Raw genomic sequence first — 13,715 nt, forward strand, 5'->3', positions numbered from 1 at the left:
TCGGACACAAAATATAGACCCTGCACACAGATCGGGCAGTTTACGTGAGCGACACACCACAACCCCCTGAAAATGATGATGAAATGACGCCCGAGCGCCCCGCATACGAGGGCCCGTCTGTCAGCATCGAGCATGAGATGCGCACGTCCTATCTGGACTACGCCATGTCGGTCATCGTCAGCCGCGCCATCCCGGACCTGCGGGACGGGCTGAAACCGGTACACCGGCGCATTCTGTTTGCGATGCACGAGACCGGAAACAGCCACGACAAAGCCTATCGCAAGTCGGCGCGTCCGGTGGGTGACGTGATGGGTCAGTATCACCCCCACGGCGACAGCGCGATCTATGACGCACTGGTACGGATGGCACAGGACTTTTCCATGTCGCTGCCCCTGCTCGACGGCCAGGGCAACTTCGGGTCAATGGACGGCGATAACCCGGCGGCCATGCGGTACACCGAAGTGCGCATGGATAAACCCGCCGCCTATCTGCTGGCCGACATCGACAAGGATACAGTCGACTTTCAGGACAATTATGACGGTAAGCAGCAGGAACCAACGGTTCTGCCCGCGCGCTTCCCGAATATGCTGGTCAACGGGGCTGGTGGTATTGCCGTGGGTATGGCCACAAATATCCCGCCGCATAACCTGGGCGAGGTGGTTGATGCCACGCTGGCCCTCATTGATGAACCTGACCTGACATCTGAACAGCTGATTGAATATGTTCCCGGACCGGATTTTCCGACGGGCGGTATCATGCTGGGCCGGTCCGGCGCACGCAAAGCATATCTGGAGGGCCGTGGTTCGGTCATCGTGCGCGCCAAAACGCGGGTTGAGGAGATCCGCAAAGACCGCTGGGCGATCGTTATCGACGAAATCCCCTACCAAGTGAACAAGGCAACCATGATCGAAAAGATCGCGGAGCAGGTCCGCGAGAAGAAGATCGAGGGCATCAGCCACGTCCAGGACGAATCCGACAGGAACGGCGTGCGCGTGGTTGTCGAGCTGAAGCGGGACGCGACCGCCGAAGTGGTCATGAATCAGCTTTACCGCTTCACCCCGATGCAGACGTCTTTCGGGTGTAACATGCTGGCGCTGAATGGCGGCCGGCCGGAACAGCTGACCCTGCGCAAGTTCCTGACATACTTCATTGATTTCCGTGAAGACGTCGTGGCGCGGCGTACGGCATTCCTGCTGCGCAAGGCGCGGGACCGCAGCCATATCCTGTGTGGTCTGGCTGTTGCCGTCACCAACATCGACGAAATCGTGGCGACCATTCGCGCATCGTCGGATGCCGCTGAAGCGCGAGAGAAACTGATGACCCGCCGCTGGCCGGCGGAACAGATCCTGGATTACATCGCGCTGATCGACGATCCGACCCACACAGCAAACGACGACGGGACCTACAATCTGTCCGAGACGCAGGCACGTGCGATCCTGGAACTGCGGCTGCAGCGTCTCACGCAGATCGGCGTGAAAGAAGTTACTGACGAGCTCGAAGAACTGGCCGGTAAGATCAAGGAATACCTCGAAATTCTGGGCTCGCGGGACCGGATCATGAGCATCATCGCGGACGAGCTGCGCGAAGTGCGCGAGCTTTTCGCTGTGCCGCGCCGTACCGAGATCGTCGACTGGTCGGGCGACATGGAAGACGAAGACCTGATCGCGCGCGAGGATATGGTCGTGACAGTCACTTCCGGCGGCTACATCAAGCGCACGCCCCTGGCAGACTTCCGGTCGCAGCGCCGGGGCGGCAAGGGTCTGGCGGGGATGCAGACCAAGGAAGAGGACGTGGTCACCACGCTCTTCGTGGCAAATACGCACACGCAGCTCTTGTTTTTCACGACCGACGGCATGGCCTACAAGCTCAAGACCTGGCGTCTGCCTCAGGGCGGACGCACGTCCAAGGGCAAGGCGATTGTGAATATCCTGCCGATCCCGACGGGCGTCTCTGTTGCGGCCATTCTGCCCATCGACCGGGACGAGGATGACTGGGATCAGCTGCAGATTGTCTTTGCAACATCTGCCGGAACTGTGCGGCGTAACGCCTTGTCAGACTTCACAAATGTCAAATCGAACGGCAAGATTGCCATGAAGTTCGAGGACGAGCATGCAGAGACGACACTGATCAATGCGCGCATTGCCTCGCCCGATGATGATGTGATGCTGGTCACGGCTTCGGGCCGGGCGATCCGCTTCCCGTCAACGGATGTGCGGGTCTTCAACTCGCGGTCCTCGGTTGGCGTGCGGGGCGTGAAACTGACCGGCAACGACAAAGTGGTGTCAATGTCTGTGATCCGCCACTTTGATGCGAGCCCGGATGAACGCGCCGCCTATCTCAAGATGCGCCGCGCCATGGCGGGCCTCGCTGATGATGCGGATGCGGCGGCAGATGACGATGAGACAGATGCCAATGCGACCATTTCGCAGGAACGCTATGCCGAGATGTCGGCAGCAGAAAATCTGATCCTGACGCTGACCGCAGGGGGTGCGGGCAAGCTCAGCTCCAGCCACGATTACCCCGTGCGCGGACGCGGCGGCATGGGCGTTCAGGCAATGGACAAAGCGATGCGCGGCGGTGCGCTGGTTGCGTCCTTCCCGGTCGAGATGGATGACCAGATCATGCTGGCCACGTCGCGCGGCCAGTCGATCCGCGTGCCTGTAGACGGCATCTCGTTCCGGTCGCGGTCTGCGGGCGGGGTGCGGGTGTTCAACACCGGCAAAGGCGAAGAGGTCGTGAGTGTCGCCTGGATCGCGGATCAGGGCGAGGATGACGCCGCCCCGGAGGCGGATGCCGAAAGCTGACCGGGGCGTTTACGCAACGATCGGTGGCCCGTGTGGCGCACCGATCGGCGAATCGCGCGTTACCCGTTCTTTTTATGGCTGGACCGGCGTCGGTTTCACGTCGGTATAACGTCGGTATTTTGTCGGTGCGCGGGTCGGTGGGGCCGGGATTAATATAGCGCGCGGTCGGGTTTGTTACGTGGGCGTTAACGGTGGTTTGGCGGACCTAACTGACTTTTTCAAACCGTACGTCAGGGGCTCTCTCCCGCATCCTGAGCATTCAATGCGTATCATAGTATAGTCATATCTGCGACGCGTTTTGGTCAGATGTATTTGTTGTGATTGTCCTTAACTTCAGTGGTCAAAAATGGCGGGCGAATATGAACACGGAATTTGAGCGGGAAGTCAAAACCGCTTTCACACAAGCGAAGTTTGGTGATCAGGTTGATAAGATTGCGCCGGTGGATCTGCACTTTGTTTTACCGCTGAAAGTATACGCACGCTATGAAACCCTGATTAGTGAAGTTACAAGCGGCGACTTCCAAGTTACTGCCGGATATAACCTCGTTCTGTTATATACCGACCCTGAGGACGCCCAACGAGCAGGAACAGCTATGTTCGGACGTGATTTAGACGGTTTGATTGCAGCCTGGTCGAATGTGCTGGACGATATTGCCGCGGACCCGGACCAGACTTCACGCCTCCAAAAATTCAAAAATGCACATGCACACTTTAGGGGCGCCTTGTGGTTTGAGCCAAACCCGGGTGATCCCTGCGCGAGCGCAAACCCAATCAAACGTAACTCAAGACACGCCTCAAAACCATTCTGGCGCCGCCTTTTGAACTGACGGCGAACTTCCCTTTAACGGGGTGTGTCGGATCATAGGTTTTCGAGATCTGACGTCTGATGCCATTCATCCAAGCTTTTAGCGGCCAAGGGCTCAGGAGCAGACGTTGTGACTTCCAGAGCCCGCGCCAGAACCACGCCTTACAGCCGGTAAATGCCGGAGAACTTCTCTTTGAGATAGGACAGCAGCGGGGCCTCGGAGGGGACGCGGCCACTGGCGCGGGCGATCACGTCGCGGGGTTCATAGAGGCCGCCGTGGGTCTGGACGTTCTGCGCCAGCCATGTGGTGGCCGCCGAGGTATCCCCGCGTGCCAGCTGGTCATCGAGATCCGGTACTGCCCCGCGCAGGGCTTCATGCAGGCAGCCGGCATAGACGTTGCCCAGGCTGTAGGTAGGGAAGTACCCGAAGAGACCCACGGACCAGTGCACATCCTGCAGCACCCCATTTGACGGTTTGTCCACCGCATAGCCGAAATCCGCCGCGAACCGGTCATTCCAGGCGGCTTCCAGATCGCCGACGGTCAGATCACCGGACATCAGCGCCCGTTCAAGATCAAAGCGCAGCAGCACATGGAGGTTGTACTGCAGCTCGTCGGCTTCGGTCCGGACAAAACCGTTGTTCACGCGGTTCACGGTGGCATAGAAGCTCTCCGCGTCGGGAATGCCGAAGTCACCGAAGGCGTCGCGCATCTGGCCGTAGAGCCAGCCGGTAAAAGCACGGCTGCGGCCCAGCTGGTTCTCATAGATGCGGCTCTGGCTTTCGTGCACGCCCATCGAGACGCCCTGCCCCAGGGGTGTCAGCAGGTAATCGCGGCTGATGTTCTGTTCGTAACAGGCGTGGCCGACCTCGTGGATCGTGGAATAAAAACAGTTGAACGGATCGGTTTCGCTGGTGCGTGTGGTGATCCGCACATCAAGACCCGAGCCGGAGCTGAAGGGGTGCACGGCCTTATCGACACGGCCATGTGCCATGTCATAGCCGAAGGTTTCGGCGAGTTTCTGTGACAGGCGCAACTGCGCGGCCTCATCAAAGGTGCCGGTGATCTCTGCTGGCGGTTCGGCGTCCAGCACAGCGGCGCGCAGGGCGCTGAGTTCGGGGCGCAGCGCGCCGAACATTGCCTCAAGTTCGGCAGCCGTTGTGCCGGGTTCGTAATCCGCGAGCAGCGCGTCATAGACATCGCCCCCCTGTGCCAGCGCGGCGCCCTCCTCCTGTTTCAGGCGGATCACGTTTTCCAGCGTTGGCGCGAAAGCTGCAACATCGTCACTGGCGCGGGCATCGGCCCAGACGCCCTGCGACACAGAGGTGACACGCGCGATTTCCGATGCGAGGTCGGCGGGGATTTTCGACGCCCGTTCCCAGGTCCGCCGGATGTGACGCAGCTGTGCGCGGGGGACTTCGTCTGTCTGGACCTCTTCTGCGGCGGCCAGCCAGTCCCCCATGCGCGGGTCGGTGCGGCGCGCGTGCAGGACGGATTCGAGGGCTGCGACCTCCTCGCCGCGCTGCTCTGCCGCACCGCGCGGCATCATGGTTTCCTGGTCCCATCCAAGCCGCCCCGCGACGGAGGACAGCGCCATGGTTTCGCGGGTAAAGGCCAGCAGGTCAGCGTAGGTGCTCATCAGGAAGACCCTCTCAGGGAAGTAGCGACGGGATAGCCGCTCAGGAAACGGGCGCGCAGGATCAGCACCCAGACGACAACCGCCAGCAGCTGGTGGAAGATCGCGATATGCACCGGGGCGGCATAGAGCACCGTCACAATGCCCAGGACGATCTGCAGCGACATGGCGGACATCACAGCGTTGAAAGCAAAACGCGTGTTCGGGTGCGCCGAGCGGCGTCCGCGCAGCCAGACGACCACGGCAAAGACCAGCAGAACATAGCCGGTGATCCGATGGATGAACTGAACAAGGCCGGGGCTTTCAAAGAAGTTGCGCCAGACGGGTTCAAGCACCATGGCGCTGGCCGGGAAGAACTGGCCGCCCATCAGGGGCCAGTCGGTATAGCTGCGCCCGGCGTCGATCCCGGCCACAAGCGCGCCGATCAGGATCTGCAGGAAGGTGAAATGCAAAAGGCCCGTGGCCATGCCCCATTGTTTGCGTTCGCGCGCACGGCGCGCCTGCATCAGGTCCTGTGCGCTGCGGCCCAGTTCCATGACGTACCAGGAGATGAAGCCAAGGATCACGAACGCCAGTCCGAGGTGCACCGCCAGACGGTAGCTGGCCACATCCACCATGCCCTCGCCCTGGGTCACGCCAGAGGCGACCATCCACCAGCCGATTGCGCCCTGGGCCCCGCCCAGAACGCCGAGCCAAAAAAGCCGGGGTGTCCAGCCGGGCGGGATTTTACGGCGGATGCCAAACCAGACAAAGCCCGCAGCCCACACGAGACCGATCACGCGGCCCAGCTGCCGGTGGCCCCATTCCCACCAGTAAATCACTTTGAAATCAGCCATCTGCATCCACTGGTTCTGGATGCGCCATTCGTCGATCTGCCGGTATTTCTCGAATTCAGACTGCCATTCGGCCTCTGACATCGGCGGCAGCGCGCCGGTGATCGGGCGCCATTCGGTGATGCTCAGACCGCTGTCGGTGAGACGGGTCAGCCCGCCCACGGCAATCATGGCAAAGACCAGTGCAAAGAGGATCATCAGCCAGACGCGGATCGCCCCGCGCGCACCTGTCCGGCCTTTATCAATGAGCCCCGGCGTTGCGGCGGGGCGGGTGTCGGCGGTGCTGCCGACTTCTTCGAAGATGTTGCGCTTGCTGCTCATCCCGGTGCCTTATCTGACCATGTTGCGGGTATACCTAAGCCCGTGTGCAGGCGAGGTCCAGCGTCACTGATTGTCGCGGCCTCTGCCCCGGATGATCTGTCGCAGCATGCCGTGCAGCATCTGCACATCGGCGCGGGTCAGCGGCATGCGGCTCCACATATTCCGCAGGTTGGTGCGCATGGATTGCGATTTGTGTTCGGGAAAGAAGAAACCGGCATCGTCCAGCCGTTCCTCATAGTGTTGTGCCAGACGTTCGACCTCAATCCCTTCGGCCCAGTCAGTGCCGGCCATTTCGGTCACATCGTGCGTGACACCACCCGTGGCGCGCATCCATTCGTAGCCTGTCAGCAGAACACACTGCGCGAGGTTCAGCGAGGGAAACTCCGGGTTCACCGGCACCGAGATGATGGCGTTGGCCCGCGCGATGTCCTCGTTTTCCAGGCCCGCCCGTTCCGGACCAAAGAGCACCGCCACGCGCTGGCCTTCGGCGATCTTTTCGGCGGCCAGTTTCATAGCGGCTTCGGGGCTCATGACAGGTTTGGTCAGATCGCGCGACCGGGCGGTTGTCGCAAAGACAAAAGCACAGTCCCCGACGCTGCCTGCCAGATCATCACTGAGCTGTGCGGCGTCGAGCACGCGGCCAGCACCGCTGGCCATCGCCACAGCGGACTGGTTCGGCCAGCCGTCGCGCGGCGCCACAATGCGCATACGGTCCAGCCCGAAATTCAGCATGGCACGGGCCGCGGCACCGATGTTCTCGCCCATCTGCGGGCGCACGAGCACGAAAGCCGGAGTACGGGGTGTTTCAACTGCATCTGACATGGCGGCCTGATAGGCGCTCAGGCCCGCGTCTGCAACGCCCTGACGCTGAAATCGTGGGGCGCCGGGCATAATCGTTTTCCTTTTGGCGCGCCGGAGGCTACTGATCAGTGCCAGACGACCTCAAGGACAAGACCCATGGATGACACGCCCGAACTGCCGCAGATTTACCTGATCACCCCGCCGGAGTTTGAGCTGAGCACCTTTCCTGACCTGCTGGCGCGTACGCTTGACAGCCATGAGGTGGCCTGTGTGCGCCTGGCGCTGGCCAGCCGGGATGAGGACCGCATATCGCGGGCGGCAGATGCCCTGCGCGAAGTGACCCATGCCCGCGACATCGCGCTGGTACTGGACGAGCATACGATGCTCGCGGACCGGCTTGGGCTGGATGGTGTGCACCTGACGGACGCGGCGCGCTCGGTGCGGGACACGCGCAAGGCCCTGGGCGATGACGCAATTGTCGGCGCTTTCTGCGGGACATCACGGCATGACGGCATGTCCGCCGGAGAAGCCGGTGCGGATTACGTGAGCTTCGGGCCTGTGCAGGCATCCGCCCTCGGCGATGGGTCCTTTGCCGAAGCGGCGCTGTTTGAATGGTGGTCCGAAATGATCGAAGTCCCGGTTGTGGCCGAAGGGGGCCTGACCACCGATCTGGTACGGGCGCTGGCCGGTTACACCGATTTCTTTGGCATCGGCGATGAAATCTGGGGCGTGGAGGACCCGGCCGCAGCGCTGGGTGATCTGATCGCCGCGATGGGCTGATCAGAAGAAAACCCGCTCAACACTCCACCAGGCACCGGTGACCGCAATGAGGATCGAAGCGGGGATCGAGACCGAGCGGAAGACCACAGGATAGGTTGTTGCCGCCTGCTCCGCCGGGTCCAGCGCCATGCGCCGCGCGAGCCGGGCCGACAGAACCAGCAGGAGTGCGGCCAGCGCAATCACCGTCAGCTGCCCCAGTTCCACGCCCACATTGAACCCGATCAGTGCCGGGATGAACTGGTCATCGGGCAGCCCGAAGTCGCCCAGCACAGAAGCAAACCCCAGCCCGTGCAGCAGCCCGAACCCGAAAATGACCGCGGGCCGCCACCGGCTGAGCCCCTGATGGAAAATATTCTCGACGGCCACATAGACGATGGAAGCCGCGATCAGGGGTTCCACAATACTGCCCGGCAGCGTGACCCACCCAAGCGCTCCGAGTGCCAGCGTGACCGTATGGGCCAGCGTAAAAGCCGTGACCTGCCACAGCAGCGGCCGCCAGCGTGTGCTGAGGAAAAAGAGCCCCAGGACAAACAGAATGTGGTCGAGGCCCTTTGGCAGAATGTGGTCGAACCCGACGGGCACATAGGCCATGAATGCCTCGCCCGGCGTCTGCGCGCCGCCGCCCTCAAAGCTGATGGCCGGGCTGCTGTCTCCGCCGGCCAGATAGCCGGTGTAGGGTTCCGCGACACCGTGCTGGCGCAGCACCATAGCGCCGGACCCTGCGGGCCAGTTAACTGTGACCGTAGCTGCACCCTCCGGCAGCGGGGCCACCAGTTCCACCAGTGAAATGCGGGGCAGTTCAAAATCGGCGGGCGTTTCCGTTTCCACACTGCGCAGCGCGAACCGGAGTGCATCGCCCGCTTCGGCCAGCGGCACTGCGTTCCACTGTGTGATCAGTTCCGGCAACCGCGCCTGCAGGTCCGGTATGTCCATGGCCCGCAGCGTGTCATAATCATCTGAGCCTTCGGTGTCGTCCGTGTCCGCCACATTGTCGAGATCAATGCCCGACAGAAAGGCCTCAATATTCATGCGCAGGGTCAGCGTCACCTCTGCCTCATCCGTCACGGACAGGTCGGCCACTGTGGGGATCAGTTCGTGCGCGGTTGCATCCCGCGCCTGCCCCACCAGGAAGTGAGTTGACACGAAACCAAAAAGCATCAGCTTGACGATGCAGCGAAGAAGGGTCCTGAGCATGGTAATGAAACGTCTTTTCGGTCTGGTGATGGTGGTCGCGGGTCTTCCGGCCGTTGCGCACGAGTTTTGGATTGAACCTGAAGAATATCAAGTCGAAAGCGGAGATGTGATCACCGCGAACCTCCGCAACGGCGAAAATTTCGAAGGGGCTGCGCTGGGATGGTTCGACAGCAACTTCACCCGGTTCGACATCGCCGCCGGTGATACGATCGTGCCCGTGGAGGGACGCCCCGGTGACTATCCGGCTCTGAACATGCAGGCGCCCGGCGATGGTCTGATGGTCGTACTGCATGAAACCACGCCCGCGCGGCTGACCTATCGCGAATGGGAGAAGTTCCTGAAATTCGCGGCGCACAAGGATTTTCCCGATGCTGCAGCCACCCATGACGCGCGGGGCTGGTCGAAGGAGAAATTCCGCGAAAGCTATACCCGCCATGTCAAAGCGCTGATTGCAGCCGGTGACGGATCCGGACAGGACCGCGAGTTCGGGCTGGAGACGGAGATCGTCGCACTGGACAATCCCTATGCCGATGGCTTCGCAGGCCCGATGCGGGTGCAGGTTTTCTATAACGACGCGCCGCGCCCGGATGCACAGGTTGAGATTTTCACGCGTGATCCGGCGGGCGTCGTTGAGGTGACACTGGCGCGCACCGACGGCGACGGCATCGCGTCCGTTCCCGTGAAAGCAGGCCACGAATATCTGCTGGATGCGGTTGTGCTGCGCGAGGCAGAGGGCGCGGGGTCCGATCCGGACGCACCGGTCTGGCGCACGCTCTGGGCGGCGCTGACCTTCCGCGTGCCGGAGTAAGGCAAAGACGCTCTTGATCCGGCCCGCGTTCCCCGTCACAAGGCAGTCATGAGCAAAAACCCCGACATTCTGTGCATCGGTTCTGTCCTGTGGGATGTGATCGGCCGCTCGGCGAGTGTGATGCGTCAGGGGTCGGATGTACCGGGCCGGATTACCCGTCTGCCCGGTGGTGTCGCCATGAACATTGCGATGACGCTGGCACGGTTCGGGCTGACCCCGGGACTGCTGACGGCCATCGGCCGGGATGCCGAGGGTGAGGAACTGATCGCGGCATGTATCGCGCGGGGTCTGGTGACCGACTATGTGTATCGCTCCGATGACCTGCCGACTGATGTCTACATGGCCGTCGAGGGCGCCAATGGTCTGATTGCGGCCATTGCGGACGCCCATTCGCTGGAGGCCGCCGGGGCGCGCATCCTCAGCCCGCTGTCAGATGGCAGGGTTGCGACCCCGGACGCGCCCTATGCGGGACCCGTGGCACTGGACGGCAATCTGACGCTTGATCTGCTCAGCGACATTGCGGCCAGCCCGCTGCTGGCAAAGGCCGACCTGCGGGTGGCACCGGCATCACCGGGCAAAGCAGAACGCCTGTTGCCCTTTGTCCGCTCTGGGCGTGGTACGCTCTATGTGAACCTCGAAGAGGCCGGGTATCTGTGCCAGCAGTCCTTTGACAGTTCAGAAAAGGCAGCGCGCGGTCTCCTCGATCGGGGCGCGTCGCGCGTTCTGGTGACCGATGGCGGCAATGATGCTACCGAAGGGTCCGGCCAGGACCTGATCACCCGCAAACCACCCCAGGTTCTGGTGACCCGCGTCACCGGCGCCGGTGACACTTTCATGGCGGCCCATATCGCTGCCGAGGCGGAGGGTGCCGACCGTGACACCGCCCTCACCCGCGCGCTTGGCGCTGCAGCCGCATATGTATCCGGAGAAACACACCTGTGAGCCAACTGCTTTTCATTCGCAGCAGCGAAGTCGCTGCCGCCATCACTGCCGGCAAACCGATTGTAGCGCTGGAAAGCACCATCATAACCCACGGTATGCCGTTTCCGCAGAACCTGGAGGTTGCGCGCCAGGTGGAAAATGACATCCGCGCATCGGGTGCCGTGCCCGCAACCATGGCCGTGCTGGACGGCACGCTCTGCGCAGGCCTGGAGCCTGAACAGCTGGACACGCTGGCCCAGGCGCGCGGTGTGGCAAAACTCTCGCGCGCGGATCTCGCCGCCTGCATGGCCACCGGGGGGACCGGGGCCACAACCGTCGCCGCGACGATGATAGCCGCCCGTCTGGCCGGGATTGACGTCTTTGCCACCGGTGGTATCGGCGGCGTGCACCGTGGCGCTGAAAACAGCTTTGATATCTCCGCGGACCTGATGGAACTGGCACAGACCCCCGTCAGTGTCGTGGCAGCAGGGGCCAAGGCAATTCTCGATGTCGATAAAACGCTTGAAGTGCTGGAAACCCAGGGCGTGCCGGTCATTGCCGTGGGGCAGGATGATTTTCCCGCATTCTGGAGCGCCGGTTCGCCGCTGCGCGCGCCCCTGCGCATGGACACGGCCGAAGACATTGCGCGCGCCCATCACATGCGTGGTCTGCTGGGATTGCCCGGTGGACAGCTGATTGCCAATCCGGTGCCCGCTGCAGACGAAATCCCGGCCGCTGACCTGGCCCCGGTGATTGCCCAGGCCCAGGCCGACGCGGATGCACATGGCATCCGTGGCAAGGCCGTCACCCCGTATCTGCTGCAGCGTATCTTTGAGCTGACCGAAGGCCGTTCCCTGACCGCAAACATCGCGCTGGTTCGGAATAATGCCCGTCTTGCCGCCCGGATCGCCCAGGCACTGAGCACAATCCGCAACGCCTGATCACAAGAGGAACTCCAGGTGCACCCCGCCCATTGTGGAGCACTGCCAAAGCGCCTAACTATCCAGTGCATCATCCGTTGGAACCTGAATGAACACGCCCTTCGATCCTGAAACGCCCCCGTCCCGCCGCAGCCTTTTCGCCAGTCTCCGCGCCTCCTTTCTGACAGGCCTGGTTGTCATCGCACCTGTGGGGCTGACGATCTGGCTGATCTGGTCCGTTGTGGGCTGGATTGACGGATTTGTCCTGCCGCTGGTGCCGCGCGCCTATCAGCCGGACCGCCTGATCCAGGATCTGCTGGGGCTGGACCCTTCTGTGCAGATCAACGTGCGCGGTATCGGCGTAATTATCTTCCTGATCTTCACAGTGATCGTCGGCTGGATGGCCAAGGGTATCATCGGCCGGTCCATGATCCGCTTCGCAGAAAGCCTGGTGGAACGCACGCCGGTTGTCCGCACCATCTATTCGGGCATCAAACAAATTTCGGAGACCGTATTCGCCCAGTCGGAACGTTCTTTCGAGAAAGCCTGCGTGATCGAATACCCGCGCAAGGGCATCTGGGCCATCGGGTTTATCTCGACCAATACCAAGGGCGAGATTGCCGCACGGGCCAATGACGGCAGTCCGATGCTGAGTATTTTCCTGCCAACCACACCCAACCCGACCTCCGGGTTTCTGCTCTTCGTGCCGCAGCAGGACGTGATCGAACTTGAAATGACCGTCGAGGATGCAGCCAAACTGGTGATCTCCGCAGGCCTCGTCTATCCGAACGACAAAGATCCGTCAGTGCCACCCGGGCAGATGTAGTCAGCCGAACATCGCCGGCAGATCGACCGTGCTGCGCAGGTTAAGATCCTCTTTGTGCTGGTCAATAAAGACATCCGCTGCGCGCTGCCCGGCCTCTTTCAGCCGCGCCAGCGTATAAGGCGTCGGCACCAGTTTCGTCGCAACCGACAGCTCGTTCATCAGCGCATCATCGGCGATCATATGCACCAGCACACGGTTTTTCTGATCCGTACTGAGCGTGCCCTGCTCCAGCAGCCGCTGAACGAATTCAATCGCGCGCAGTTCCCGCAGAAGGGATGAGTTGAAACTGATCTCATTGATGCGGTTCTGAATGGCCTGAGCAGTGCGCGGGATCTCCGTCCGCTCCAGCGGATTGATGTTTACCACCAGAATGTCGTCCGGCAGATTGCCGTGAAAGAGCGGAAACAGCGCTGGGTTGCCGGTGTACCCTCCGTCCCAGAAGGCCTCGACAGTGCCGGTTTCGGCATCCTCAACCTCGACCGCCTGAAACACCGTGGGCAGACAGGCAGAGGCCAGAATGGCCTCCGTGCTGATCTCGCTGTCCTTGAATACCCGCACCTTGCCATTGCGCACCCGCGTGGCGCAGACGAACAGACAGGGCCCGTGCCCGTTTTCCTGACAGACATAGTCAAAGTTCAGCTGACTGACGATCGGTTCCAGCGGGTTGCGGTAAAACGGCCCGTAAGAATAAGGCGAAAACATCCGCGACCAGGCCTCTGACGCCATCACGGGCCAGGAATATTCCAGCGCCGTGGAGAAATCCCCCAGCGAAAACGGCGTCATCCACTGCGGAATGTGCATGTCCGGCCGCGCGCCAACCTCCTGCCACAGCCAGTCCAGACGCGCCCGCGCGCCGTCACGCCCGCCCTCAATCATCCCGGCCTTGAACGCGGCACCATTGAGCGCACCGGCACTCGTGCCCGAAATGGCTGAGATGTGAATGTCTTCCTCAGACAGCAACCTGTCCAGCACGCCCCAGGTAAAGGCACCATGGGCACCGCCACCCTGCAGGGCAAGATTGATACGCTTTTCCGCCATAACCGACACCTTCCCTTTCTTCTGGCCCG

Annotated in this window: 12 protein-coding genes; 7 read left to right on the plus strand and 5 right to left on the minus strand. The window is 61.8% G+C overall.

The genetic code is table 11. The annotated features are described in order from the left end of the window. The first annotated feature begins 44 nt into the window (after positions 1-44). Both gyrA and ACZ1HA_RS07275 read left to right on the plus strand, forming a co-directional pair. Positions 45-2,804 carry a DNA gyrase subunit A gene (gyrA, locus tag ACZ1HA_RS07270; protein WP_436399366.1) on the plus strand — a complete coding sequence of 920 codons (2,760 nt, stop codon included), beginning with the start codon at positions 45-47 and terminating at the stop codon, positions 2,802-2,804. A 359-nt stretch (positions 2,805-3,163) separates the two neighbouring features. After that, on the plus strand, positions 3,164-3,631 hold the full coding sequence (locus tag ACZ1HA_RS07275; RefSeq protein ID WP_472713419.1) for a hypothetical protein: 468 nt from the start codon (positions 3,164-3,166) through the stop codon (positions 3,629-3,631). A 140-nt stretch (positions 3,632-3,771) separates the two neighbouring features. On the opposite strand, the gene ACZ1HA_RS07280 is transcribed toward ACZ1HA_RS07275, so the two are convergent. The 3 genes from ACZ1HA_RS07280 to ACZ1HA_RS07290 all read right to left on the minus strand — a co-directional run bounded on the left by ACZ1HA_RS07280 (position 3,772) and on the right by ACZ1HA_RS07290 (position 7,220). Beyond that, on the minus strand, positions 3,772-5,247 hold the full coding sequence (locus ACZ1HA_RS07280) for a carboxypeptidase M32 (RefSeq protein ID WP_472713420.1): 1,476 nt from the start codon (positions 5,245-5,247) through the stop codon (positions 3,772-3,774). Next, positions 5,247-6,398 carry a heme A synthase gene (gene ctaA, locus ACZ1HA_RS07285; protein WP_472713421.1) on the minus strand — a complete coding sequence of 384 codons (1,152 nt, stop codon included), beginning with the start codon at positions 6,396-6,398 and terminating at the stop codon, positions 5,247-5,249. The genes ACZ1HA_RS07280 and ctaA overlap by 1 nt, the downstream gene beginning before the upstream one ends. A gap of 63 nt (positions 6,399-6,461) precedes the next feature. Then, positions 6,462-7,220, minus strand: a complete 759-nt coding sequence (locus ACZ1HA_RS07290) for an RNA methyltransferase (protein WP_472715298.1) — start codon at positions 7,218-7,220, stop codon at positions 6,462-6,464. A gap of 135 nt (positions 7,221-7,355) precedes the next feature. On the opposite strand from ACZ1HA_RS07290, the gene ACZ1HA_RS07295 reads away from it, so the two are divergent. Beyond that, positions 7,356-7,979 carry a thiamine phosphate synthase gene (locus ACZ1HA_RS07295; protein ID WP_472713422.1) on the plus strand — a complete coding sequence of 208 codons (624 nt, stop codon included), beginning with the start codon at positions 7,356-7,358 and terminating at the stop codon, positions 7,977-7,979. Here the strand turns inward: ACZ1HA_RS07295 and ACZ1HA_RS07300 are convergent, their stop codons facing one another. Further along, a complete protein-coding gene (locus tag ACZ1HA_RS07300) occupies positions 7,980-9,173 on the minus strand; it encodes a HupE/UreJ family protein (protein WP_472713423.1) in 1,194 nt (397 codons plus the stop codon). A 4-nt stretch (positions 9,174-9,177) separates the two neighbouring features. Here ACZ1HA_RS07300 and ACZ1HA_RS07305 point away from each other — a divergent pair, with 4 nt between their 5' ends. The 4 genes from ACZ1HA_RS07305 to ACZ1HA_RS07320 all read left to right on the plus strand — a co-directional run bounded on the left by ACZ1HA_RS07305 (position 9,178) and on the right by ACZ1HA_RS07320 (position 12,648). Further along, complete coding sequence (locus tag ACZ1HA_RS07305) at positions 9,178-9,981, plus strand: DUF4198 domain-containing protein (protein ID WP_472713424.1); 804 nt, start codon at positions 9,178-9,180, stop codon at positions 9,979-9,981. A 48-nt stretch (positions 9,982-10,029) separates the two neighbouring features. Further along, the gene (locus ACZ1HA_RS07310; protein WP_472713425.1) at positions 10,030-10,923 is read left to right on the plus strand and encodes a PfkB family carbohydrate kinase; all 894 of its coding nucleotides are present in this window, start codon (positions 10,030-10,032) and stop codon (positions 10,921-10,923) included. A gap of 5 nt (positions 10,924-10,928) precedes the next feature. Then, entirely contained in the window at positions 10,929-11,843 is a 915-nt protein-coding gene (locus ACZ1HA_RS07315) for a pseudouridine-5'-phosphate glycosidase (RefSeq protein WP_472715299.1), read from the plus strand. A gap of 88 nt (positions 11,844-11,931) precedes the next feature. Next, on the plus strand, positions 11,932-12,648 hold the full coding sequence (locus ACZ1HA_RS07320; RefSeq protein WP_375227689.1) for a DUF502 domain-containing protein: 717 nt from the start codon (positions 11,932-11,934) through the stop codon (positions 12,646-12,648). On the opposite strand, the gene ACZ1HA_RS07325 is transcribed toward ACZ1HA_RS07320, so the two are convergent. Beyond that, positions 12,649-13,686, minus strand: coding sequence for a patatin-like phospholipase family protein (locus tag ACZ1HA_RS07325; protein ID WP_472713426.1), 1,038 nt, complete (start codon positions 13,684-13,686; stop codon positions 12,649-12,651). Positions 13,687-13,715 lie beyond the last annotated feature (29 nt).

This window comes from Roseobacter sp. S87 (assembly GCF_055693285.1).